This window comes from Paraburkholderia suaedae (genome assembly GCF_040812055.1).
Lineage (GTDB): Bacteria > Pseudomonadota > Gammaproteobacteria > Burkholderiales > Burkholderiaceae > Paraburkholderia.
This window is the reverse complement of sequence record NZ_JBFOAH010000002.1, coordinates 409,930-434,606: the sequence shown is the minus strand read 5'-3', so window position 1 is coordinate 434,606 and position 24,677 is coordinate 409,930. Positions and strand designations below refer to the sequence as shown.

The following is a 24,677-nucleotide window of genomic DNA, read 5'->3' as shown; positions in this document are numbered from 1 at the left end:
CAGCGTCACCGAGACTACCGGCTGTTCGCTGCAACGAACCACGCAGTTTTAATTGCCAGAAGCGCAATCAGGCTGCAACGGCGGCTTTCACCTGCTGAACGATCGCAGCAAAAGCAGCCTTGTCGAACACAGCCATGTCGGCCAGCACCTTGCGGTCGAGTTCGATCGAAGCCTTCTTCAGGCCGTTGATGAACACGCTGTACGTCATGTCGTGCTGACGCACCGCCGCGTTGATACGCGTGATCCACAATGCGCGGAACACACGCTTCTTGTTGCGGCGATCGCGGTAGGCGTACTGGCCTGCGCGCATGACCGCCTGCTTGGCGATGCGATAGACGTTATTGCGACGGCCGCGGTAACCCTTGGCCAGCTTGATGATCTTCTTGTGACGGGCCCGTGCGGTAACCCCACGTTTTACTCGAGGCATGTTTCGCTCCTATGAGTTTCGGTTGAGGGTTAAGCGAACGGCAGCATTGCGCGCACGGAGTTCAGATTGGAATCATGAACTGCCGTCGAGCCGCGCAAATGGCGTTTATTCTTGGTGGTCTTCTTGGTAAGAATGTGGCGCTTGAAGGCCTGACCGCGCTTGACGGTACCGCCCGGACGCACCACGAAGCGCTTTGCAGCGCTCTTCTTGGTTTTCATCTTCGGCATGACAACTCCATTATTTGATGGATATGGGTGTGCGGTCGGCCAGATGGCCATCACCCGCCCTTCGAAACCCATTCCACTTGGAATGCAAACCGCCAGTACTGCTCGCGGCTGCTTTTCAGGAAGCGGTGTGCACTTGCATGCGCACCGTTCCGAAACCTGCTGATACTGCACCGGACACCCGGCGCAGCATCGTCTCAAACTTGCCACCGGAGCGCGCGCCATGTGGCGCGCAGCCGCTCCAGCCGCTTACTTCTTTTTCTTCGGAGCGAGCACCATGATCATTTGGCGCCCTTCCATTTTCGGCATCTGCTCGACCTGACCGACTTCATCGAGGTCCGTGCGCAAGCGCTCGAGCATACGCATACCGATTTCCTGGTGGGCCATTTCGCGGCCCCGGAAACGCAACGTGATTTTCGTCTTGTCGCCGTCTTCGAGGAAGCGGATGAGGTTGCGCAGCTTGACGTTGTAATCGCCGTCGTCGGTACCCGGACGGAATTTGACTTCCTTGACCTGGATGACCTTCTGCTTGAGCTTGGCCTCGTGCTGCTTCTTCGCTTCCTGGTACTTGAACTTGCCGTAGTCCATCAAACGGCAAACCGGCGGGACCGCTTGCGGAGCGATTTCGACCAGATCCACGTCCTGCTGTTCCGACATACGGAACGCATCAGCGAGTTTCACGATGCCGAGCGGTTCGTTCTCGACGCCGACCAGACGCACCTCGGGTGCTGTAATTTCACCGTTGATGCGGTGCGCAGACTTATCAGTAGCGATGTTACGTTTCCTCTAAAGATTAAAAAAAACGAGCCGGAGTGCCAGGTGGCTCAGTTGAACGACTGCACGTCCTGATGCAGACGCTCAATGAAGGCGCCGAGCGGCATTACGCCAAGGTCGACACCACCACGGGCACGCACGGCTACCGTTTGGGCTTCACGCTCTTTGTCGCCGACTACCAGCAGGTACGGCACCTTTTCCAGCGTGTGCTCGCGTATTTTATAGCTAATCTTCTCGTTGCGCAAATCGGCCTCTACTCTAACCCCTTGTTTTTGCAACGATTGGGCTAGCGACTGCGCATATTCCGCCTGACTTTCCGCGATATTCATCACCACGACCTGCATCGGCGCGAGCCAGGCGGGCATTGCACCAGCATGGTGCTCGATCAGAATGCCAAGAAAACGCTCCATCGAGCCGACGATCGCCCGGTGCAGCATGATCGGTCGGCGGCGGCTGTTGTCCTCGGCGACGTACTCGGCGCCCAGCCGCTCCGGCAGCACCATGTCGAGCTGCAAGGTGCCGCATTGCCAGGAGCGTCCGAGCGCGTCCTTGATGTGATATTCGACTTTCGGGCCGTAGAACGCGCCCTCGCCGGGTAACTCTTCCCACGTCACGCCGCAGGCCGTCAGTGCCTCGCGCAGCCCCTGCTCCGCGCGGTCCCACGTCTCGTCGGTGCCGGCGCGCGCATCCGGGCGCAGCGACAGCTTGATGTCCACAGTGTCGAAGCCGAAGTCCTTGTAGACGCTCATCGCCAGCGTATTGAACGCGATCGATTCGCTGATGAACTGGTCTTCGGTACAGAAGATGTGCGCATCGTCCTGCACGAAACCGCGCACGCGCATCAGGCCATGCAGCGAGCCCGACGATTCATTGCGGTGGCACGAACCAAACTCCGCGTACCGTAGCGGCAGATCGCGATAGGAGCGCAAGCCGTGGTTGAACACCTGCACGTGACCCGGACAGTTCATCGGCTTGATTGCGTAATCGCGCTTTTCCGATTCGGTCGTGAACATGTTTTCACGATAGTTCTGCCAGTGGCCCGACGCTTCCCACAGCGAGCGGTCCATGATCATCGGCGTCTTGATTTCGAGGTAGCCGGCGCCGTTCACGCGGCGGCGCATGTACTGCTCGACCTGCTGCCACAGCGTCCAGCCGCGCGGATGCCAGAACACCATGCCCGGCGACTCGTCCTGCATGTGGAAAAGATCGAGCTGCTTGCCGAGCTTGCGGTGGTCGCGCTTTTCCGCCTCTTCGAGCATGTGCAGGTACGCGTCCTGGTCTTCCTTCCTGGTCCAGGCCGTGCCGTAGATGCGCTGCAACTGTTCGTTCTTCGAATCGCCGCGCCAATACGCGCCCGCCACCTTCATCAGCTTGAAGACTTTCAGCTTGCCGGTGGACGGCACGTGCGGACCGCGGCACAGATCGGTGAAGCTGCCATGCGAGTACAGCTTGATCTCGTCGCCCGATGGAATGGATTCGATGATCTCGGCCTTGTACTTCTCGCCGATACTCTTGAAGTAGTCCACCGCCTCCCCGCGCGACACCACGCGGCGCGAGACCGGCTCGTCTTTCTTCGCGAGTTCCTGCATGCGCTTTTCGATCTTCTCGAGATCTTCCGGCGTGAAGGGACGGTTGTACGCGAAGTCGTAGTAAAAGCCGTTGTCGATCACCGGGCCGATCGTGACCTGCGCTTCCGGGTACAGGTCCTTCACCGCGTACGCAAGCAAGTGCGCCGCCGAGTGGCGGATGATATCGAGACCGTCTGCATCTTTGTCCGTGACGATGGCGAGCGCCACGTCGTGATCGATCAACGCGGACGTGTCGACCAACTCTCCATCGATCTTGCCGCCGAGCGCCGCTTTCGCGAGACCGGGGCCGATCGAGGCGGCCACTTCGGCGACGGTCACGGGATGCTCGTACTGTCGAACAGAACCGTCGGGCAGACGTATCGAAACCATTATGTTCTCCGTGGTGCCGTCCGGCGGCGGCACATGCGTCAAGGTCAAAAAGACAAAAAAGACAAAAAAAATGCGGCCCCGCTTTCGAGGGGCCGCATTCACATTTTCTGCAAACTACATTGGCGAAAGTGGTCCTCGACTAGCGTCGCTCCGAAGTGGTTTCGGTCAACGTTCGCGGTGTCATAACCGTATTCGCCTTTTGCGCCGAAGGCGCCTGCTGCAGCTTGCGAAACCCCGGCAGAACCGGGATTTCTTTTTCGTTGGTAGGCTCGATTGGACTCGAACCAACGACCCCCACCATGTCAAGGTGGTGCTCTAACCAGCTGAGCTACGAGCCTAAAGAAACGAGATTATATGGAGCCGCACACCGCTTGGCAAGCACTTTTATGCGCCGACTTTAAAAATCCGATGCATGCATCCGGGCCGTCGGCAGCAAGCACTGTTCGCGTTCCGCGCGCAGCTTCTCACCTGTCGTGCGCCCTACTCGCGCGTCAATTCTTGCGCGATGCGCGCACCACACCCGTCACTTCGCCGAGCAGCGTGCAGGCACGCTGAATCTGCGCGGCGCTCTGCACTTCGACGGTGAACTGCATGAACGCTGCGTTGCGGCGCGTCTGCGTCTTCACGCCTATCACGTTCATCTTTTCCCGCGCGAACACTTCGGAAATATCGCGCAGCAGACCCTGCCGGTCGGTGGCTTCGATGGACAGATCGACGGGATAAACCGAGTGGCCATGGCCACTCATCACGTCCGCCGACCACGCTGTTTGCAGCACACGTTCGGGCGCGCGCTCGGCCATGCGCTGGAACGTCGGGCAATCGCTGCGGTGGATGGACATGCCTTTGCCGCGCGTGACAAAGCCGCAGATATCGTCGGGCGGCGCCGGACGGCAGCAGCGCGCAAGCTGCGTGAGCAAGGCGTCGACACCGACCACGAGCACCCCGGTCGACGCCCCGCGCGCGACGCTTGCGCCGCTGCTGCGCTTCTCGAACTGCTCTGGCGCCTCGACCACGGGCTCCGGCGGCGGCGCATCGTGCAGCGCCTGCTCGACGAGGCGCAGGCTGAACTCTTCCTTGCCGACCACCGAAAACAGATCGTCGGTGGCCTTGAAGCCGAGCTTCGCGGCCAGCTGATCCAGATTGACCGACGTCTTGCCCTCGCGCTGCAAGGTCTTTTCGACCATCGCGCGGCCGCTCGCGATGTGCTCCTGCACCTCGACCGCGTTGAACCATGCGCGCACCTTCTGCCGCGCGCGCGAACTTTGCAGATAGCCGAGCTGCGGGTTGAGCCAGTCGCGCGAAGGACCGCCCTCCTTCACCGCGACGATCTCGACAGTCTGGCCATTCTGCAACGGCGTGTTGAGCGGCACCATCGCGCCGTCGACGCGCGCGCCGCGGCAGCGATGCCCGAGCTCGCTATGCAGGTGATACGCGAAATCGACGGGCGTCGCGCCGTGCGGCAACGGAATCACGCGCGCCTGCGGCGTCAGTACGTAGATATGGTCGTCGTCGAGGGTGGCCTGGCGCAGTTGCTCCCACGGGTGCGCCGCCCGCTGTCCGCCGTCCTCGCCCTCGGAGACCTCGTGCTTCCACGCAAGCAGTTGGCGCAGCCACGCGATCTTCTCGTCGTACTTCTCGGCGGCGGCGAACTGGCCGCTGTAGCCGCGCGTACCCGCTTCCTTGTAGCGCCAATGCGCGGCCACACCGTACTCGGCGAACTGATGCATTTCCTGCGTGCGGATCTGCACTTCGAACGCGCGGCCGTCGTCGCCGATCACGACCGTATGCAGCGACTTGTAGCCGTTCGGCTTGGGCCGCGAGATGTAGTCGTCGAACTCTTTGGGCACCGGTTGCCACAGGTTATGCACGATGCCGAGCACCGTGTAGCAATCCTTGACATCCGGCACGATCACGCGAAATGCGCGCACGTCGTAGAGCTCCGCGAAGTCGAGCTCCTTGCCGCGCATCTTGCGCCAGATGCTATAGATGTGCTTTGGCCGGCCGCTCACTTCCGCACGAATGTGCGCGGCGGCCAGCTCCTGTTGCAGCCGCTCGATGGCCTGCGCGACATAGCTCTCGCGCTCGACGCGTTTCTCGTCGAGCAGCTTCGCGATGCGCTTGTAAGTGGCCGGCTCTTCGAAGCGGAACGCGAGATCCTCGAGTTCCCACTTGAGTTGCCAGATGCCCAGACGGTTGGCGAGCGGCGCATAAATGTCGAGCGTCTCACGCGCCACGTCGGGTGACGGCGTGATCTTCGCCGCTGCGTAATAGCGCAGCGATTGCACCCGCGACGCGAGGCGAATCAGCACCACCCGAATGTCTTGCGCGAACGCGAGCAGCATCTTGCGCAAGGCCTCGACCTGCGCGCGGCGCGCGGCCTGAGCGTCGCGCCCGGCTTCGGGTATCGCGTTGTTCGCAGCGCGCAAGCTCACGGTGCCAAGACGCAACAGCTTGCGCACGTCGCCCACCAGTTGCGCGACTTCTTCGCCAAAGTTGTCGGCGATCACGCGCTCCGGATCCTGCAGATGCGGGGTCAACGCAAACAGCGCCGCAGCCAGCACGGCCGGCGGGTCGACGTTGAGCTTGCGCATGATCGACGCCGTGCCCGCTGCGTGATCCGCCAGCAACTCGCCCGACGACAGCCGCACTTCGCCCGCATGCTCGCGCACGAATGCCATCGCTTCCTCGAAAGAAGGAATGGGATGCGACGCGCTCGTAACGGTTTCGGTATTCATGGTGCGACGGCCCGCCGGGCCAGACGAATCAACTTGATTGCTAATTCAGTAGGTCGGCGTGGCTTAGCTGCGCTGCGCGGCAACCACGACGATTTCGACGAGGCACTTCGGATTGGCCAGCCTCGCTTCGACGGTAGCGCGTGGCGGCGTGGCCCCTTGTGCGACCCATTCGTCCCACACGGCGTTCATGCCGGCGAAGTGCACCATGTCGGAGATGTAGATCTGCACCGAAAGCAAATGCGACTTGTCGCTGTTCACTTCTGCCAGCAGACGGTCGATGTGGCCCAGCACTTCGCGCGTCTGGCCCGTGATGTCCTGATCGTCGTCTTCGGCGATCTGGCCCGCGAGGTACACGGTGCCGTTGTGCACGGCGGTTTCCGAAAGGCGCGGGCCGACGTGGTGACGAATGACTGCCATGAAAAGTCCTGAGAGGTTGAAGTTGATCGGAACGCGATGCGCATGACGTTTTCGAAAACGCCGCGCGGAACCGCATATTATGACGCGTCGGCGGGCGCTCCGATAAAGAACTGCCGCGCGAGCTGGATCTGATCGGCCGCGAGAAATGCCGGCGCATGCCCGACGCCGGCGATCTCCACGCTGGACACAGCGTGCCCGAGCTCGACCATCTTCGCGACGGTCTCCCGCGACAGCAGGTCGGACCGCTCGCCGCGCACCACCAGCACTGGCCCCGCAAATGACGCCAGCGAATGCCACAGCGCGGCCTCGCCGAGCTTCGATGCTTCTTCGCTAGTCGCGGCAAAGGGCTGCGCGATGCGCGGGTCGTAGCGGAACAGCCACGCGCCGTCCTGTTCGTGCAGCAGCGGCGTGTTGATTTCACGCCATTCCTCGGGCGTGAGCGGACCGAAGGTCTGCGCAAGCAAAGCGGCGTAGTCGACGCCTTGCTGCAGCGTCTCGAAGCGCGCGGGCTTGCCTAGGTAATCGCCGATGCGCTGTACGGCGACGGGCTCCAGATGCGGGCCCACGTCGTTTAATAGCAGCTTGCGAATCGGCGTGTCGGGCAAGCCGGCGAGCCCGAGTCCGATCAGACCGCCCATCGAGGTGCCGAACCAGTCGACCGTCTCCACATCCAGGCGCGCAATCAGCGTGACCATGTCTGCGACGTATTGCGGCACGCCATACAGGTTGGGGTTGGCGAGCCACGATGACAAGCCCCGCCCCACCACGTCCGGACAGACCACGCGGTAAGTCCCGGCGAACGCCGCCGCGACGCGATCGAAATCGCGCCCCGAGCGCGTCAGGCCATGCACACACAGCAGCACGCGCGGGTTGTCCCGCTCGCCCCATTCGGTATACGCCATGCGATGCAAGCCTGCCGCGCTCGCGCATTGCACATGACGTTGCCGCGGCACGGGCCGCGCGGTGGTGGAAGCGGATGGGCTTGCGGTCATCTGGGTTCCTTGCGAAAGCGCTGCGGATTGGGCACGGGCACGGCTGCAACCGACCGTCGTCTGAATCTTCAAACGATTGTAAACCGCTTTGCCGCGCGGCAAGCATCGGCCGGACGGCCTGGGACATGGCTACGGCCACACATGGGCGCGCCGCAAGGTGACACAAAACACAACGGGCGAGACTCGCGCCTCGCCCGCCAGGGACACTGCCTCTTTGCCGCATGCCGCTCAGTCAAGCGTCACACGACCTGTTAGCCGCTGACACAAGCATCAGCAAAGCGTCAGCTCAACGCGCTCACATCGAGCGGCGCGCCGGTCTTCGCCTTGATTTCGTCGATGCTCACGCCCGGCGCCAGTTCGGTCACCTTCAAACCAGCGTCCGTCACCTCGATCACGCCCAGGTCGGTAATGATCTGATCGACGACGCCCACGCCCGTCAGCGGCAGCGTGCATTCTTCGAGAATCTTGTGCTGGTCGCCCTTCGCGACGTGCTCCATCAGCACGACCACGCGCTTGACGCCCGCCACCAGATCCATCGCGCCGCCCATGCCCTTGATCATCTTGCCGGGGATCATCCAGTTGGCCAGGTCGCCGTTCCTGCTGACCTGCATCGCGCCGAGAATCGCCAGATTGATGTGCCCGCCGCGAATCATCGCGAACGAATCCGCCGACGAGAAGATCGACGAGCCCGGCAGCGTGGTCACGGTCTGCTTGCCTGCGTTGATCAGATCGGGGTCCACTTCGTCTTCGGTCGGCGACGGGCCGATGCCGAGCAGGCCGTTTTCCGACTGCAGCCATACTTCGACGCCGGGCGGCACGTGGTTCGCCACGAGCGTCGGCAAACCGATGCCGAGGTTCACATAAAAGCCGTCCTGCAATTCCTTCGCTGCGCGCGCGGCCATTTGGTCACGAGTCCATGCCATGATCACTCTCCTTTCGCGCGGACGACGCGTTGTTCGATGCGTTTTTCCGGATGCGCATTCAGCACGATGCGCTGCACGAAGATGCCCGGGGTGTGGATCGCGTCCGGGTCGAGTTCGCCCACCTCGACGATCTCTTCCACTTCCGCGACCGTGATCTTGCCGGCCATCGCGCACATCGGGTTGAAGTTGCGCGCAGTGCGGCGGTAGATGAGATTGCCCGACTTGTCGGCCTTCCATGCCTTGACGAGCGCGATGTCCGCCGTCAGCGAATGTTCGAGCACGTAGTGGTTTTCGCCGAACTGGCGGGTTTCCTTGCCCTCGGCGATCAGGGTGCCGTAGCCGGTGTTGGTGAAGAACGCCGGGATGCCCGAGCCGCCCGCGCGCAGCTTCTCGGCGAGCGTGCCTTGCGGCGTGAATTCCAGCTCGAGCTCACCGGCCAGGTACTGGCGCTCGAACTCCTTGTTTTCGCCGACGTACGACGAAATCATCTTCTTGATCTGGCGCGATTCGAGCAGCAGGCCGAGGCCGAAACCGTCGACGCCCGCATTGTTGCTGATGCAGGTGAGGCCCTGCGCCTTCGAATCGCGCAGCGCCCCGATCAGCGCCTCGGGAATGCCGCACAGGCCAAAGCCGCCGACGGCAAACGTCTGCCCGTCCTTGACGATGTCCTTCAGCGCCTCGGCGGCGCCTGGATAGACCTTGTTCATCAGTTGTCCCTTCCTCTATGGAAATCCAAAACCGGATCGTTGCGGCCGGCATGACGTCGTACGGGCCGCGCCCGCTTCGTCTTCGTCATTCTAGTCAGCCGCGGCAGGCCGTGCGCCCCGCTCGACATGAGCTGAGCGGGGCCCGCCGCGGACCGCTTCGCCGCCTTTTGATGTGCCCAAAAGAGTACGCTGCGCGCGCCATGCGGCACAATACGCAAAACTACATAAGTACTTCCCGCCCCGCCATGTCCGCCCTGGATTACCGAACCGCATTCCAACTTGCTCCGATCGGACTCGTGCTGTCGCGCGAACGCGTCATTGAAGACTGCAACGACGAGCTCGCGTCGATTTTCGGCTGCTCGCGCGAGTCGCTGCTCGGCCGGTCGTTCCAGGTGCTTTATCCGTCGGCGGACGAATTCGAGCGGATCGGCGCGCGCATTCCGCCGATCATGACCGCCCACGGCAGCTACGCGGACGACCGCATCATGAAGCGCGCCAACGGCGAGCTGTTCTGGTGCCACGTGACCGGCCGCGCGCAGCAACGCGCCGACCCGCATGCGGCCGGCGTCTGGACGTTCGAAGATTTGAGCGCCACGCGCCGCGTCGCGGTGGAATTAACGCCGCGCGAACGCGAGATTGCCGCGCAACTGGTGACGGGCAAGACCAGCAAGCAGATCGGCCGGGTGCTCGAGATCAGCCCGCGCACGGTGGATGTCTACCGGGCGCGGCTGATGCGCAAATACGATACGGGCAATGCGACGGAGCTGCTGCAGCGCTTGCTCGGGCATTGAAGCGCAATCACGCACGTCGGCTACGACGCACGAGGCGCAGCGACGCGAGCGCATTGGCGGCGGCGGTCGGCGCGCGGCTTCACGAGCCGCCGTCAAGCCGCTTTGACCAACGCGGCCCGCTCGATGGTCGCGCGCACGAGGTCGGGCACCGGCACCGACTTGCCCTGAGCGTAATTGATCCACACGCAGCGCGCGGCGCCGCGCGCATATACGGTGTGCGGATCGTCGGCGCGCAGCAGCTCGAAGCCGGTATCGAAGCTGCTGCGCCCGGGCGTTGCCACGCTCATCCGCCCGATCACGTCGCCGGGATAGTGCAGTTGCTTGAGAAACTCCATCGACGCATTCACGATCACTGGCCCCTCGCCATCCGCATTGCCGCCAACGAAGCCCAATTGCTCGAACCACGAAATCCGCACCTGCTCCATGTAGCGGAAATAGACCGTGTTGTTCACGTGGCCGAATGCATCCATGTCACCCCAACGAATCGGCATCGACATTTCGAAAACTGCGTGAAAATCGCTCATCGTACTTCCGTTCTTTCAGCTTTTTTGAGTGTTGGCACGGCTTGCTCACGCGAGCCCGAAGCCGTCGTCGGCGGCGATCACCGAGCCGTTGATGAATTGCGATTCGTCGGCCGCCAGCAACAGCAACAGCCCGTCCAGATCGTCCGGCTGGCCCACGCGATGACGCGGCAGCATCGACATCAGCTTCTGCCCCTGCTCCGTCGACCAGTGGTGATGGTTGATCTCAGTGTCGATATAACCCGGACAGATCGCGTTCACGTTGATGCCGTGCTTGCCCCACTCCAGCGCCATCGACTTCGTCATATGGACGACGGCCGCCTTGCTCATCGAATACAGGCCGATTTGCGGGATCACCCGCAAGCCCGCCATCGACGCGATATTGATGATCCGGTACGACGGTTTCTGCGCGTTGTTGCCGCGCATGATCATGCGCTTGGCGACTTCCTGCGCGACGAAGAAGGCACCTCGCGTATTCGTGTCGAACACATATTCGAAGTCGGCCGGCGTGACCTCGGCGAGCTTCTGCGTGGTCGACACGCCCGAGTTGTTCACCAGAATGTCGATCGTGCCGGCCTCGGTCTCGGCATGCGCAACCGCGGACTTGATGCTCTGATAATCGGTCACGTCGAGCGAAACCACATGCGCCGCGCCGCCGGACGCCTCGATCTCGGCGCGCAGTTCCTTCAGACGCTCGGTGCGCCGGCTGGCCAGCACGACTTTGGCACCCGCTTGCGACAGCACCTGAGCGAAGCGCTTTCCCAACCCGCTCGAAGCGCCGGTAATCATCGCGACCTTGCCTTCCAGATTGATCGAACGGCCCATTGTCGTTCCCTTTCGGTTGTAATGACGGTTGCGGTTGACGCTCAGGTACGCCGGGCGCTGCACGTCGCTACGTTAACTATGCAAATAGTACGATCGTGCCAATCTCGGCTCATCGGGTTGCAGTGCATGGACCGATCGCCCACAATACGAACCCGAAAAAAGCATTCTAACGGCAAGAGGAGATTCGATGACCCCTGCAAGTCTCATTGAGCAGTATGGCCCGCGCGAGTCGATGGAATACGACGTGGTGATCGTCGGCGGCGGCCCGGCTGGCTTGTCCGCAGCGATCCGGCTGAAGCAGCGGGCCGCGGACAAAGGCGTCGAGCTTGGCGTGTGCGTACTGGAAAAAGGCTCGGAGATCGGGGCGCATATCCTGTCGGGCGCGGTGATGGACCCGCGCGCCATCACCGAACTGATCCCGGACTGGAAGGACAAAGGCGCGCCGCTTACCGTGGACGTGACCGAAGACCGCTTCCTGTTTCTGACGGAAACCGGCTCGAAAAGCGTGCCGACCTGGGCGCTGCCGGAGAACTTCAAGAACCACGGCAATTATGTGATCAGCCTCGCGAACGTCACGCGCTGGCTTGGCCAGCAGGCCGAAGCGCTGGGCGTCGAGATTTTTCCGGGTTTTCCGGCGGCTGAAGTGCTTTACCACGACGACGGTTCCGTCAAAGGGGTCGCGACCGGCAATCTGGGCATCGGCAAGGATGGCCAGCCGACCGAGAACTTCCAGCTCGGCATGGAACTGCACGCAAAGTACACGCTGTTCTGCGAAGGCGCGCGCGGGCATCTGGGCCGTCAGCTGAACGATAAGTTCAGGCTGCGCGAAGGCGTCGATCCGCAGGTCTACGGGATCGGCATCAAGGAACTGTGGGAGATCGATCCGGCGAAGCACAAGCCGGGTCTGGTGATGCACACCGCCGGCTGGCCGCTGCAAAACGATACGTATGGCGGCTCGTTCCTCTATCACATGGATAACAACCAGGTGGTGGTCGGCTTCGTGGTGGGCCTCGGCTACACGAATCCGTATCTGTCGCCGTTCGAGGAATTCCAGCGCTACAAGACGCATCCGGCGATCCGCGCGGTTCTGGAAGGCGGCAAGCGCGTGTCATACGGCGCGCGCGCGATCACCGCGGGTGGCCTGATGTCGCTGCCGAAACTGGTGTTCCCCGGCGGCGCGCTGGTCGGCGACGATGCGGGCTTTCTGAACGCATCGCGGATCAAGGGTTCGCATGCGGCGATCAAGACCGGCATGCTCGCCGCCGACGCCGCATTCGATGCTGTACAGGCCGGCCGAACCAGCGATGAACTGACGGCCTACCCGGAGTCGTTCAAGACGTCGTGGCTGCATACCGAGCTGTACCGCGCGCGCAATTTCAAGCAGTGGATGAGCAAGGGCCTATACCTGGGCACGCTGATGGTCGGCATCGAGCAGAAGCTGCTGGGCGGCAATGTACCGTGGACGCTGCATCATCAGCATTGGGATCATGAGATGCTCAAGCCCGCGTCGCAGTGCAAGCCGATCGCGTATCCGAAGCCGGATGGCAAGCTGACGTTCGACCGGCTCTCGTCAGTGTTCATTTCGAACACGAATCACGAAGAGAACCAGCCGGCGCATCTGACGCTGAAAGACCCGACCGTGCCGGTGAACGTGAACTGGCGGACCTATGCGGGTCCGGAATCGCGTTACTGCCCGGCCGCGGTGTATGAGTTCGTGAAGAACGACGACGGCAGCGAGCGGCTCGTGATCAATGCGCAGAACTGCGTGCATTGCAAAACCTGCGACATCAAGGACCCGACGCAGAACATCGTGTGGGTCACGCCGGAAGGTGGCGGCGGGCCGAACTATCCAAACATGTGAGCCATGCGCGGTTGGCCTTCGCAGTGCGCGGTGCAACGCCCGCGCTCTAAAGGCGATTCTTTCAGCGACGCACCATCGCCTCCTTGCATTCCCGCACTTCCTTCACTGCCGGGGACCAGTCAGCGACGCGCGGTTGCCCGGCAACCCGCGGCACTGCGTGCGCCTCGGGCCAGCAGACATTCGACAACCGTCCGTTACGGCGCTCGCGCTGCGAGCTTCGGCGTAGTGACCGAAACATCGCCGCATTGCGCGCGATAGCGCAACGCATGATCGATCAGTACCAGCGCGAGCATCGACTCGGCGATGGGCGTAGCGCGAATGCCGACGCACGGATCATGCCGCCCGAACGTTTCGACGATAGCCGGTTGCCCCGCCTTGTCGATTGAACGACGCGGCGTGCGGATGCTCGAAGTCGGCTTGATCGCGATCGACACCGTAATGTCCTGTCCGGTCGAAATGCCGCCAAGCACCCCGCCCGCGTGGTTGCCGACGAAGCCCTCCGGCGTCATTTCGTCGCCGTGTACCGAGCCGCGTTGCGCGACGCTCGCGAAGCCCGCGCCGATCTCGACGCCCTTGACCGCGTTGATGCCCATCATCGCGTGGGCGATGTCGGCGTCGAGACGGTCGAACAGCGGCTCGCCAAGGCCGACGGGCACGCCGGAAGCGACGACGTTGATGCGCGCGCCGATCGAGTCGCCGTCTTTGCGCAGCGCGTCCATGTACGCTTCGAGCTGCGGCACGATGTCGGCGTTCGGCACGAAGAAAGGGTTCTCGCGCACCTGCGCCCAGTCGACGAACGGCACGTCGATTTCGCCGAGCGCGGCCATGTAGCCGCGAATCTCGGTGCCGAATTTTTCGCGCAGCCACTTCTTGGCGATCGCGCCCGCCGCCACAGTGGGCGCGGTCAGGCGTGCCGACGACCGGCCGCCGCCGCGGTAGTCGCGGATGCCGTATTTCTGCCAGTACGTGTAGTCGGCGTGGCCCGGGCGGAAGGTGTCGGCAATATTGCCGTAGTCCTTGCTGCGCTGATCGGTATTGCGGATCAGCAGCGCGATCGGCGCGCCGGTGGTCTGGCCTTCGAACACGCCCGACAGGATCTCGACCTTGTCTTCTTCCTGGCGCTGCGTGACGTGGCGCGACGTGCCGGGCTTGCGGCGGTCGAGTTCGAACTGGATGTCGGCCTCGTTGAGCGCCATGCCCGGCGGGCAGCCGTCGATCACACAGCCGATAGCGGGACCATGCGATTCGCCGAAGGTCGTGACAGTGAAAAGCGTACCGAGCGTGTTGCCGGACATGGGCGTCGTCCAAAGGAATGCGGGAGAACGCCATTATGCCAGCCTCGTCGCGTGTCGAACGGGTTGCGCGGCGTGCCTGGCCGAACGGCCAGGGGCAAGTGCGCCGCGGCTTGCGATGCTTCCGGCGCCTGTCTGCATACACGCCAGGCCGGTAGGTGGTTTCTGTTTTTGCGTAGGTCGTGTTTTCGCGTCTGCGCCGGGCCGGGGTTGTCGTGCCGGCTCGCGCCGCCGTCGATAGCGTCAGCGCTGCAGGCCTCGCAAACGCCCTACCTGCGCGCGCCGCGCAGCTCGGCGACGCTCTGCTGCAACTTCTCGGGCGTCGCCAACGCCGGGTCGATCGGCTCGCCCACCGCGAGGCTCAACCGGCTCATCACACCCTTGTGGACCGGCCGCGGCCAGCGCGCGTCCTCTGCACGGGAAAACACGCTGCCCCACAAACCGCGCAGCGCCATCGGGATCACCGGCGCCGGCGTGCGCCTGACGATCTCAGTCACGCCGTGGCGGAACGGATTCATCTCGCCGGTTCGCGTCAGCTTGTCTTCGGGGAACACGCAAATCAGTTCGCCGTCGGCCAGCGCCCGCGCGCAACGCTCATAGGCTTGCGCCAGCAACGCGGCATCCTGATGCGCAGGCGCAATCGGAATCGCTTTCGCGTGACGGAACACCCAGCCCGCGAGCGGCGATCTGAAGATCTGATGGTCCATCACGAAACGGATCGGCCGCGGGCTCTCGGCCATGATCACGATCGCGTCGACGAAACTCACGTGATTGCATACGAGCACCGCAGGACCGTCTTCGGGAATCCGCTCCGCATGCACGAGACGGATCCTGTAAAACGTATGCACCAGCACCCACGCGATGAAGCGCAGCAGAAACTCCGGCACGAGCGAATAGATATAGGCCGCGACGACGACGTTCAGCAGCGCGGTGACGAGGAAGATCGCCGGAATGCTGAAGCCGGCCGCGGTCAGGGCCATTGCCATCAGTGAGGAGACGATCATGAACAGCGAGTTCAGGATGTTGTTGGCGGCGATGATGCGCGCCCGGTGGCTCGGCTGGCTGCGGCTTTGGATCAGCGCATAGAGCGGCACGCTGTAGAAGCCGCCGAACATGGCGAGCAGGAACAGATCGGCCAGCACGCGCCAGTGCGCAAGCCGCCCGAGGAACTCGCCGACGCTCAACAGGTGCGCCGCGGGAGGCAGCGCGTGGCTCGCGAAAAACAGATCGATGGCAAACGCGCTCATGCCGATCGAGCCAAGCGGCACCAGCCCGATTTCGATACGCCGCTTCGAGAGTTTCTCGCACAACAGCGAACCGATGCCGATACCGATTGAAAACGTGGCGAGCAGCACCGTCACGACATCCGGATTCGCGGACAGCACGTTCTTCGCGAAGCTGAAAAACGACGACAGAAATGTCGCGCCGACGAACCACAGCCATGAAATGCCGAGCAGGCTCAGAAAGACCGTGCGGTTTTCGCGCGCGAGCCTCAGGTTGCGCCACGTCTCGCTGAACGGATTCCAGTTGACGCGCAGATCGGGTTGCGGCGCGGCCGTGGCCGGCACGAAACCCGCCACGACGCGCCCGGCGAGCGCGATCGCGAGGCAGGCCCCGGCCAGCACCAGCGCGCCATGCTCGGCGAGACCCGCGCCCGCCCCGCCGACAATCGTGCCGACCAGTATCGCGACGAAGGTTCCCATCTCGATCATGCCGTTGCCGCCGATCAACTCCGTCTGCGACAGATGCTGCGGCAGGTAGGAATACTTGACGGGGCCGAAAACAGTTGAATGGACACCCATCAGAAAGGTGCACTGATAGAGCAACGGCGCGCTATGCAGCCAGAACCCAGCGCCACCGACCAGCATCACGACGATCTCGAAGCTCTTGACGAGCCGTGTGAGCACCGCCTTGTCGTACTTGTCGGCGATCTGGCCGGAAGTGGCCGAGAACAGCACGAACGGCAGGATGAAAATTGCCGCGATCAGAAACGCCGCGCTCTTCGGATCCACACCGGAAAAGCGCGCCGCCTGATAAGTGACGAGCGACGTGAAGCCGATCTTGAACACGTTATCGTTCATCGCGCCAAGGAACTGCGTCCAGAAAAACGGCGCAAAGCGGCGCTGGCCGAGCAAGCGGAACTGGGACTCGTGCAGGTCTTGCGCACGGGCGGTGCGGCTGGCGGCAGGCAACGGACGATCGCTCATGAAGTTCGAAGGAGGGAGAAAGCGCCGTTCGTAGCGCGGGACGCAGGCAGTTCACCGCGCGGGACATTGCGCCGGCTCATGGTTCACATGCGCGCGTGGGCTGCTGCGGCGGCCCGCCCGCAGTGTCATCTGGCAATGTAACCGGCACTAAAACGAAAGGCATAAAAAAACGCACGCTTTCGCGCGCGCCTTGTCTGCCTGCTCACGCTCGTCACAACACCGCGAGCGCGGACGGTCAGCCACCGCGCATCAACGCGCGGGCTGCTGGTCCTGCTGCTCTTCCGGCCAGTCGCGAATATAGGCCTTGAGCATGCGGTTTTCGAAACCCTGCTCTTCGACCACCGCCTTCGCGACGTCGTAAAACGAAATCACGCCCATCAGCGTGCGGCTTTCCATCACCGGCAAATAACGCACGTGATGTTCGAGCATCATGCGGCGGACTTCGTTGACATCGGTTTCAGGCGTGCAGGTGAGCGGGTGGTCGTCCATGACCTTGCGGATCGTGGAGGTGCCGACGCTGCCGCCGTTCTCTTTGAGCGTGAGAATGATTTCGCGGAACGTCAGCATGCCGACGAGATCGCCGTACTCCATCACGACGAGCGAACCGATGTCATGGTCGGCCATCGTAGTGACCGCGTCATGCAGCGTGGTATCCGGTGTAACCGTGAAAAGGGTGTTGCCTTTGACTTTAAGAATGTCGCTGACTCGCATGATCTGTCTCCGGGATACCAGTAAAGCTGGCACTACATGAATGATTTTCGATCCTAGCGGAAAGGTCCATAAAAGGAAAGCGGCCCGCCCATCAAGGCACTGCGGGCGCTCGCGAGACGCGATTCGCAGCGCCCGCACGCGCGCCTCGGGAAAACCGCGCTTGAAGTGAACGGTGCCGATGATAGGATGGCCGCCACTTTCCCCTTTCGCGAGGCCGCTCGTGGCCCCGCCGCCCACCATGTCCGCCAACCGTTTCGACACGCTTGCGCTGCATGCCGGCGCCGCTCCCGACCCCGCCACGGGCGCGCGCGCCACGCCGATCTACCAGACCACCTCGTTTTCGTTTCGCGACTCGGACCACGCCGCGGCGCTCTTCAACATGGAGCGCGCCGGCCACGTGTACTCGCGCATCTCCAACCCGACGGTGGCCGTGTTCGAGGAACGCGTGGCCGCGCTCGAAAACGGCGCCGGCGCGATCGGCACCGCCAGCGGCCAGGCCGCCTTGCATCTGGCGATTGCCACGCTAATGGGCGCCGGCTCGCACATCGTCGCCTCGAGCGCGCTGTATGGCGGCTCGCACAATCTCCTGCACTACACGCTCAGGCGCTTCGGCATCGAAACCAGCTTCGTCAAACCCGGCGACCTCGACGCGTGGCGCGCCGCGCTGCGCCCGAATACGCGGCTGCTGTTCGGCGAGACGCTCGGCAACCCCGGGCTCGACGTGCTCGATATCGCCGCCATCGCGCAGATCGCACACGAGCAGCGCGTGCCGCTGCTGGTCGACTCGACGTTCACGACGCCCTGGCTGCTCAAACCCTTCGAGCATGGCGCGGACTTCGTGTATCACTCGGCCACCAAATTCCTCGGCGGCCACGGCACGACGATCGGCGGCGTACTGGTGGACGGCGGCACCTTCGACTTCGACGCGTCCGGTCGCTTTCCCGAATTCACCGAACCATATGAGGGCTTTCACGGCATGGTGTTCGCCGAAGAGAGCACCGTCGCGCCGTTCCTGCTTCGCGCGCGCCGCGAGGGTCTGCGCGATTTCGGCGCATGTCTGCATCCGCAAGCCGCGTGGCAACTGCTGCAAGGCATCGAGACCTTGCCTTTGCGCATGGAGCGGCACGTCGCCAATACGCGCCGCGTGGTCGAGTTTCTGGCCGCTCACGACGCGGTCGAGACGGTCGCGTATCCGGAACTGCCGACCCACCCCGACTACGCGCTCGCTCAGCGTCTGCTGCCGCGAGGCGCGGGCGCGGTGTTCAGCTTCAATCTGCGCGGCGACCGTGCCGCCGGCCGCAGTTTCATCGAAGCGCTGTCGCTGTTCTCGCACCTGGCCAACGTGGGCGACGCACGCTCGCTGGTGATCCATCCCGCGTCGACCACGCATTTCCGCATGGATGCCGCCGCACTCGCCGCCGCGGGAATCGCCGAAGGCACGATCCGCCTGTCGATCGGCCTCGAAGATCCCGACGATCTGATCGACGACCTCAAACGCGCGCTGAAGGCCGCACAAAAATCGGCGGGCGCGACGGCGAGGCGTGGCGGCGCAGCCAAGGCGTCCACCGGCGCACCCGCAGGCGGGACAACCAGCACGCCTGGGCAATCCGGCTCGCCCGCGCAGTCGCGCCCGGAGTCAGCATGATCGTCACCGTTCAAGACAAGGCCGCCTATGCGTACACCGGCGGCAAGCCGTTCGACACCGGTTTGCCGACCGCAGTGTTCATCCACGGCGCCGAGCATGACCACAGCGTGTGGGCACTGCAAAGCCGTTACTTCGCGCACCATGGTTTCGGCGTGCTGGCGGTGGATCTGCCCGGTCACTGCCGCAGCGCCGGCCCCGCGCTCACCACCGTTCCGGCGATGGCCGACTGGCTGGCCGCCTTGCTCGACGCGACCGGCGTGCAGCGCGCGTTCGTGGCCGGCCACAGCATGGGCTCGCTGGTCGCGCTCGACTTCGCCGGCCGCTACCCGCAACGGGCGACCCATCTCGCGCTGCTTGCCACCGCCATGCCGATGGCGGTGTCCGACGCGTTGCTCGACGCCGCGCTGCATCGCGAGCCGGCTGCGATCGGCATGGTCAACCAATGGTCGCATTCGACGCTGGCCGCGAAGCCTTCTTGCCCAGGCCCCGGCTTCTGGCTACATGGCATGAACCAGCGCCTGATGGAACGCGTCGCGGCGCGCGGCGAGCCGCGCTTGTTCCACACCGACTTCACCGCCTGCAACACCTACGCGGACGGCCTTGCCCGTGCCGCCCAAGTGCGCTGCGCGACGCGGCTGATTGTCGGCCGGCGCGACGCGATGACGCCGCCACGCGCGGCCAAAGCGCTCTGCGGCGCGCTACGCGAGGCGGGCGTGCAGGTCGACACGGTCACGCTCGAAGCGGGCCACGCGTTGATGACCGAGCAGCCCGATGCGACGCTCGACGCGCTGTTCAGTTTCGCGTCCAGCGTGCCTCGCGAAGCGCGGTAGCCGTCGCCCGGTTGCGCTGCGATTGATGAGGCCGATGTGTGCGTGCATGACCACGATAAACGCAGTGAGCGGGCCGCGCCATCGTCCGAACGGCCAGGTTGCGCGCGCCGTCCGATAGCCGGACAATGGTTCAAGCCTGCCCGGTAGCGGGCGCGTGCGGCCACATCGGCACACGGCGAAGCAACCGGCACAACGGGCCTGACGTCGCAGAAGCGGCCACATCGGAGGCCATCATGGCTCATACCGCGCATACCGATCACTTCGCGAGCTTCGCGGAGTTCTACCCGTACTATCTAAGCGAGCATCGCAACCTGGTCTCGCGGCGACTGCATTTCGTGGGATCGCTCGGCGTGATCGGCTGTCTCGCGATGGCGCTCGCCACCGGCGGCTGGCTATGGCTGCCTGCGGCCGTGATCTGCGGCTACGGCTTCGCATGGGTGGGCCACTTCTTCTTCGAGAAGAACCGGCCAGCAACCTTCCGCCATCCGCTTTACAGCTTGATGGGCGACTGGGCGATGTTCAGGGACATCTGCGTCGGCAAGATTTCGTTGTAGTTGGAGTGATCGGGTCACGGCTCGCGCGGTCGTTGCACACGCCGTGCGGCGTCCGTTTTTGCCGCCATCGCATATGCGGGGCATGGCGGCCTCAGGGATGGCTGAAACCAACGGGCCGCCTCGCCAAGCCCGTGCAAAGCAACCCGCCGCCCCGCTGCCCGTCAGGCGGCCTGATGCGGCATTGAAGCCGCGGCGTGCTCACCCTGTCCGGCATCGGCCGCTTTGTTCGCCGAGCGCGCCGCCAGCAGCGCGGCAAGCGTCACCTTCAGCTTGTCGTTCTGGAGCGACGCCAGCAACGTGCCGCCGTCAATCCGCGTGGACTTCAATTCGAGCTGATACGCGAGTTCCGCGCGATCGATCACGAACAGGTCGAACAGACGTTCGACCGTGACCTGCGCCGGGTTCGCCAGCAACAGGAAATGCGGTCCGGCGTTGTCGTCGAGCCGCGCGATCCAGTCGATCTCCTCGAGCCTTTGCAACAGGTACAGCGTGATATCCATGTCGCGGCGAAGCATGCGCGCGAGCTCGCGCACCGTGTAACCGCGCCCGCCCGCGTCGCGTGCTTCCGAAAGCCGTGCGAGCAGTTCGAGCGAGTCGAACAGATTGCTGCCGTCGAACGTGGGCCGGTGGAACTGGCCGATGCGGATCGCCGGCAACGCGGACGCGATCATTGCGCCCGTGAGCGTGATGAACCAGCACAGGTACATCCACAGGAGGAACAGCGGCACGGCGGCGAACGCGCCGTACACCGCGGTGTAGGTCGGAATGCGGCGCACGTAGTAGCCGAAGCCGCGCTTGGCCAGCTCGAACGCGATCGCGGCGGTGACGCCGCCGATTACCGCGTCACGCCATTCGACCCGGCAGTTCGGCAGGTACACGTAGAGAATGGTGAACGCTAGGGCGGTCAACGGCAGTGCGGCGCCCGTGAGCGCCCACTCGATTACCGGCGTGATGCGCTGGGCCGCCGTGAAGGTCATCGACTGCGTGAACAGATACGAGGAGATCGACAGGCTCACGCCGAACAGAATCGGGCCGAGCGTGATGATCGCCCAATAGACCAGAATGCGCTGCGCGAGCGGCCGCGCCTTGCGTACCCGCCAGATCACATTGAACGCGGATTCGACGGTCATCATCGTCATCACGGCCGTGATGAACAGCAGGATCATGCCGATGGTAGTCAGCCCTTTCGCCTTCGACGCAAACTGGTTCAGATACTTGAAAATCTCACTGTTCAGTTGCGCGGGCATCAGGTTGTCGGCAAGAAAAATCTGCAACGACTGCTGGAAAGAACTGAAAATCGGAAACGCTGTGAACAACGCGAACGCAACCGTGGCAAGCGGGACGAGCGCAAGCATCGCCGTGAACGTGAGGCTGCCCGCCACCTGCGGAATACGGTCTTCGCTAATGCGCTGCGCGGCAAACCGCGCCAGTCGTTTGAGCGTGTCGAGATCGAAACGCACCCTGGACAACAAACCTGCCTCCTTGCTTCGTAAAACGGTGCCGCGGGACCGCGCGCGCGACCTGGCCGGACGGCCATCCGTGGCCTGTGCAGCGGACCGAGCCCCTATAATACCCGTTCACCGATTGGGCCTATGAAAGACATCCTCGTGCTTTATTACAGCCGTCACGGCGCCACGCGCGAGCTTGCGCTGGCGATCGCGCACGGTGTCGACAGCGTTCCCGGCATGCAGGCGCGTGTGCGCACGGTGCCGGCGGTTTCCACCGTCTGCGAGGCGTCGCTGCCGCAGATTCCCGACGAGGGTCCGCCCTACGTCGAGTTGCGCGACCTGGAGGAATGCGCCGGTCTCGCACTCGGCTCGCCCACCCGCTTCGGCAACATGGCCGCTGCGCTCAAGTACTTTCTCGACGGCACCACGCCGCAGTGGCTGGCGGGCGCGCTGTCGGGCAAACCCGCCTGCGTGTTCACGTCCACCGGCAGTCTGCACGGCGGCCAGGAATCCACGCTCCTTTCCATGATGCTACCGCTCCTTCATCATGGCATGCTGATCGTCGGCATCCCTTATACGGAGAGCGCGTTGAGCACCACGCAAACCGGTGGCACGCCTTACGGCGCGTCGCATTTCGCGCGCGCGGGCACGGCTGCGCAAGGCATCTCCGGCGACGAAAAGACACTCGCCATCGCACTCGGCATGCGCGTCGCGCGCACCGCGGCGTCCATGAGCGAAAGGCCGTGACTACGCCCATGGTGAAACCGGCAGCCCCGCCGGACGCGCACAGCGCGATGGCCGTGTCGCCGGGCGCCGGCGCACCGGCCGCCTCGCTGTCAGCGCCGCCGGCGCAGCCTCGAACCGCCGCCGCGTTCGGCGCAACCGCCGCGCTGCTCGCGCTGATCGTGCTCTCGGTCGCGTGGGAATGGTGGCTCGCGCCGCTGCGGCCCGGCGGCTCGGCCCTCGTGCTCAAGGCGGTGCCGCTGCTGCTCGCGTTGCCGGGCGTATGGCGGCGGCGCCTCTACACGCTGCAATGGGCGTCGATGCTGATCCTGCTGTACTTTGCCGAAGGCGTCGTGCGCGGCTGGAGCGATCCTGGACTGAGCGCCCACCTCGGCTGGCTGCAGGCCGCGCTCGCGGTGATCTTCTTTACTTGCACGCTAGCCTACGTCGCGCCGTTCAAGCGCGCGGCGAAGCGCGCCGCCAAACAAACCGCGAAACAGCCCACAACACGAGCCGCGGAACGAGCCGCGCATGAACCCGCGCATGAACCCGCAAAACGCGCCGCAGAACGAACCGCCCGACCGGACGCCTGACCACAGCGCCCCGCCTACCCGACATCCCCGCCCGTCCACGCCGACCGCCCGCCATGACCGAAACCGCTTTCGTTGCAGCCTGCCGTGACGCCATCGGCAACGCCCATGTGCTGACCGACCCGCACGACACCGCTCCCTATTTGACCGACTGGCGCCGCCGCTATACCGGTGCGGCCTGCGCCGTGCTGTGCCCGGCCACCTCCGCTGAAGTCGCGGCGCTCGTGCGGCTCGCGCTTGAACACGGCATCGCGCTCGTTCCCCAAGGCGGCAACACGGGTCTTGCGGGCGGCGCCACCCCCGACGAGAGCGGCGCGCAGGCCGTGATCAGCCTGCGGCGCCTGAATCGCGTGCGCGACATCGATCCGCACAACGACACGATCACCGTCGAGGCCGGCGTCATCCTCGCCGACGTGCAGCGGCACGCCGAGGCGGCCGCGCGGCTTTTCCCGCTGAGCCTCGCCGCCGAGGGCAGTTGCACGATCGGCGGCAATCTGGCCACCAACGCGGGCGGCACGGGCGTGCTGCGCTACGGCAACGCGCGCGAACTGTGCCTCGGCCTCGAAGTAGTCACACCGCAAGGCGACCTGTGGGACGGCCTGCGAGGGCTGCGCAAGGACAACACCGGCTACGATCTGCGCGACCTGTTCATCGGCGCGGAAGGCACGCTCGGCATCATCACGGCGGCCGTGCTCAAGCTGCATCCGCAGCCGGCCGCGCGCGTCACCGCGCTCGCCGGGCTGGCTTCGCCGCACGCGGCGCTCGACTTTCTGTCGCTCACGCAACGTGCCGCCGGGCCGCTCCTGACCGGCTTCGAACTGATGTCGGATTTCTGCCTGCGCCTCGTCGGCCGGCATTTTCAGCAGTTGCGCTATCCGTTCGCCGAAGCGCACGCGCAAGTCGTGCTACTGGAGCTGTCGGACAGCGAGAGCGAGGAACACGCACGCGCGCTGTTCGAGCGCCTGATGGAAACGGCGCTCGAAGAAGGTCTCGTGGAAGACGCGGTGGTCGCGGAAAATCTCGCGCAGTCGCGCGCGTTCTGGAACTTGCGCGAACACATTCCGCTTGCCCAGGTTGAAGAAGGCCTTAACATCAAGCACGACATCGCGGTGCCGATTTCGCGCATCGGCCATTTCATGGAGACGACCGACGCGGCGATCGCCCAGGCGGCGCCGGGCGCGCGTATGGTCACCTTCGGCCACCTCGGCGACGGCAACCTGCACTACAACGTGCAGGCACCCGAGGGCGTCGACGCCAACGCGTTTCTCCAGCAGTATCAGGCCCCGATCAACCAGATCGTCTACGACAGCGTGCACCGGCATCGCGGCAGCATCAGCGCGGAACATGGGCTCGGCCAGCTGAAAGTCGACGATGCGGCGCACTACAAACAGGAGGTCGAGCTGCAACTGATGCGCGCGCTCAAACGCGCGTTCGATCCGCTGAACCTGATGAATCCCGGCAAGGTGCTACGCTAGGATCGGCAGCCGCGCCGCCCGGCGCTGGGACCTTTGCAGGAGCCATG

23 protein-coding genes and 1 tRNA gene are annotated in these 24,677 nt (G+C 64.0%); 8 read left to right on the top strand and 16 right to left on the bottom strand.

The window, feature by feature from the left end; genetic code table 11:
* Positions 1-67: 67 nt before the first annotated feature.
* The 10 genes from rplT to ABQJ48_RS05350 all read right to left on the bottom strand — a co-directional run bounded on the left by rplT (position 68) and on the right by ABQJ48_RS05350 (position 9,157).
* A complete protein-coding gene (gene rplT / locus ABQJ48_RS05395; RefSeq protein WP_006052502.1) occupies positions 68-427 on the bottom strand; it encodes a 50S ribosomal protein L20 in 360 nt (119 codons plus the stop codon).
* Between the two features lie 29 nt (positions 428-456).
* A complete protein-coding gene (gene rpmI / locus ABQJ48_RS05390) occupies positions 457-654 on the bottom strand; it encodes a 50S ribosomal protein L35 (protein ID WP_167043545.1) in 198 nt (65 codons plus the stop codon).
* A gap of 246 nt (positions 655-900) precedes the next feature.
* Entirely contained in the window at positions 901-1,425 is a 525-nt protein-coding gene (gene infC, locus ABQJ48_RS05385) for a translation initiation factor IF-3 (protein WP_073430551.1), read from the bottom strand.
* A 50-nt stretch (positions 1,426-1,475) separates the two neighbouring features.
* A complete protein-coding gene (thrS, locus tag ABQJ48_RS05380; RefSeq protein WP_367836485.1) occupies positions 1,476-3,383 on the bottom strand; it encodes a threonine--tRNA ligase in 1,908 nt (635 codons plus the stop codon).
* Between the two features lie 261 nt (positions 3,384-3,644).
* Positions 3,645-3,721 (bottom strand) — tRNA-Val (locus ABQJ48_RS05375).
* Between the two features lie 153 nt (positions 3,722-3,874).
* Positions 3,875-6,118 (bottom strand): RelA/SpoT family protein, encoded by a 2,244-nt coding sequence (locus tag ABQJ48_RS05370; protein WP_367836484.1) that lies wholly within the window; start codon positions 6,116-6,118, stop codon positions 3,875-3,877.
* A 63-nt stretch (positions 6,119-6,181) separates the two neighbouring features.
* Positions 6,182-6,535 carry a RidA family protein gene (locus tag ABQJ48_RS05365; RefSeq protein ID WP_367836483.1) on the bottom strand — a complete coding sequence of 118 codons (354 nt, stop codon included), beginning with the start codon at positions 6,533-6,535 and terminating at the stop codon, positions 6,182-6,184.
* 77 nt (positions 6,536-6,612) lie between these two features.
* Entirely contained in the window at positions 6,613-7,527 is a 915-nt protein-coding gene (locus ABQJ48_RS05360; protein WP_367836481.1) for an alpha/beta fold hydrolase, read from the bottom strand.
* A 281-nt stretch (positions 7,528-7,808) separates the two neighbouring features.
* Positions 7,809-8,450 carry a CoA transferase subunit B gene (locus tag ABQJ48_RS05355; RefSeq protein WP_367836480.1) on the bottom strand — a complete coding sequence of 214 codons (642 nt, stop codon included), beginning with the start codon at positions 8,448-8,450 and terminating at the stop codon, positions 7,809-7,811.
* Between the two features lie 2 nt (positions 8,451-8,452).
* Positions 8,453-9,157, bottom strand: a complete 705-nt coding sequence (locus ABQJ48_RS05350; protein ID WP_367836479.1) for a CoA transferase subunit A — start codon at positions 9,155-9,157, stop codon at positions 8,453-8,455.
* A 245-nt stretch (positions 9,158-9,402) separates the two neighbouring features.
* Here ABQJ48_RS05350 and ABQJ48_RS05345 point away from each other — a divergent pair, with 245 nt between their 5' ends.
* Entirely contained in the window at positions 9,403-9,948 is a 546-nt protein-coding gene (locus ABQJ48_RS05345; RefSeq protein WP_367836540.1) for a LuxR C-terminal-related transcriptional regulator, read from the top strand.
* A gap of 92 nt (positions 9,949-10,040) precedes the next feature.
* On the opposite strand, the gene ABQJ48_RS05340 is transcribed toward ABQJ48_RS05345, so the two are convergent.
* Together ABQJ48_RS05340 and ABQJ48_RS05335 are read right to left on the bottom strand one after the other, a co-directional pair.
* Positions 10,041-10,472, bottom strand: a complete 432-nt coding sequence (locus tag ABQJ48_RS05340; RefSeq protein WP_367836478.1) for an acyl-CoA thioesterase — start codon at positions 10,470-10,472, stop codon at positions 10,041-10,043.
* Between the two features lie 45 nt (positions 10,473-10,517).
* The gene (locus ABQJ48_RS05335; protein WP_367836477.1) at positions 10,518-11,294 is read right to left on the bottom strand and encodes an SDR family oxidoreductase; all 777 of its coding nucleotides are present in this window, start codon (positions 11,292-11,294) and stop codon (positions 10,518-10,520) included.
* A 187-nt stretch (positions 11,295-11,481) separates the two neighbouring features.
* On the opposite strand from ABQJ48_RS05335, the gene ABQJ48_RS05330 reads away from it, so the two are divergent.
* Positions 11,482-13,155, top strand: coding sequence for an electron transfer flavoprotein-ubiquinone oxidoreductase (locus tag ABQJ48_RS05330; RefSeq protein ID WP_367836476.1), 1,674 nt, complete (start codon positions 11,482-11,484; stop codon positions 13,153-13,155).
* A 194-nt stretch (positions 13,156-13,349) separates the two neighbouring features.
* Here the strand turns inward: ABQJ48_RS05330 and aroC are convergent, their stop codons facing one another.
* From aroC to ABQJ48_RS05315, 3 genes are all read right to left on the bottom strand, one after another.
* A complete protein-coding gene (gene aroC / locus ABQJ48_RS05325) occupies positions 13,350-14,450 on the bottom strand; it encodes a chorismate synthase (protein ID WP_367836475.1) in 1,101 nt (366 codons plus the stop codon).
* 266 nt (positions 14,451-14,716) lie between these two features.
* Positions 14,717-16,654: an MFS transporter gene (locus ABQJ48_RS05320; protein WP_367836474.1), complete on the bottom strand. Its 1,938-nt coding sequence runs from the start codon at positions 16,652-16,654 to the stop codon at positions 14,717-14,719.
* Between the two features lie 249 nt (positions 16,655-16,903).
* The gene (locus ABQJ48_RS05315) at positions 16,904-17,365 is read right to left on the bottom strand and encodes a CBS domain-containing protein (RefSeq protein ID WP_367836473.1); all 462 of its coding nucleotides are present in this window, start codon (positions 17,363-17,365) and stop codon (positions 16,904-16,906) included.
* Between the two features lie 238 nt (positions 17,366-17,603).
* Here ABQJ48_RS05315 and ABQJ48_RS05310 point away from each other — a divergent pair, with 238 nt between their 5' ends.
* The 3 genes from ABQJ48_RS05310 (at position 17,604) to ABQJ48_RS05300 (ending at position 20,394) form a co-directional block, all read left to right on the top strand.
* Complete coding sequence (locus ABQJ48_RS05310; RefSeq protein WP_367836472.1) at positions 17,604-19,010, top strand: O-acetylhomoserine aminocarboxypropyltransferase; 1,407 nt, start codon at positions 17,604-17,606, stop codon at positions 19,008-19,010.
* Positions 19,007-19,840: an alpha/beta fold hydrolase gene (locus ABQJ48_RS05305; protein ID WP_367836471.1), complete on the top strand. Its 834-nt coding sequence runs from the start codon at positions 19,007-19,009 to the stop codon at positions 19,838-19,840. Before ABQJ48_RS05310 ends, ABQJ48_RS05305 begins: the two co-directional genes overlap by 4 nt.
* A gap of 233 nt (positions 19,841-20,073) precedes the next feature.
* Positions 20,074-20,394, top strand: a complete 321-nt coding sequence (locus ABQJ48_RS05300) for an Mpo1-like protein (RefSeq protein WP_367836469.1) — start codon at positions 20,074-20,076, stop codon at positions 20,392-20,394.
* A gap of 161 nt (positions 20,395-20,555) precedes the next feature.
* On the opposite strand, the gene ABQJ48_RS05295 is transcribed toward ABQJ48_RS05300, so the two are convergent.
* Positions 20,556-21,866 (bottom strand): YihY family inner membrane protein, encoded by a 1,311-nt coding sequence (locus ABQJ48_RS05295; RefSeq protein WP_367836467.1) that lies wholly within the window; start codon positions 21,864-21,866, stop codon positions 20,556-20,558.
* Between the two features lie 120 nt (positions 21,867-21,986).
* Between ABQJ48_RS05295 and wrbA the strand changes: the two genes are divergently transcribed.
* The 3 genes from wrbA to ABQJ48_RS05280 all read left to right on the top strand — a co-directional run bounded on the left by wrbA (position 21,987) and on the right by ABQJ48_RS05280 (position 24,630).
* Positions 21,987-22,589 (top strand): NAD(P)H:quinone oxidoreductase, encoded by a 603-nt coding sequence (gene wrbA / locus ABQJ48_RS05290; RefSeq protein ID WP_367836465.1) that lies wholly within the window; start codon positions 21,987-21,989, stop codon positions 22,587-22,589.
* A gap of 86 nt (positions 22,590-22,675) precedes the next feature.
* Positions 22,676-23,158, top strand: coding sequence for a DUF2069 domain-containing protein (locus ABQJ48_RS05285; RefSeq protein ID WP_473094101.1), 483 nt, complete (start codon positions 22,676-22,678; stop codon positions 23,156-23,158).
* A 53-nt stretch (positions 23,159-23,211) separates the two neighbouring features.
* Entirely contained in the window at positions 23,212-24,630 is a 1,419-nt protein-coding gene (locus tag ABQJ48_RS05280; RefSeq protein ID WP_367836463.1) for an FAD-binding oxidoreductase, read from the top strand.
* Positions 24,631-24,677: the final 47 nt, after the last annotated feature.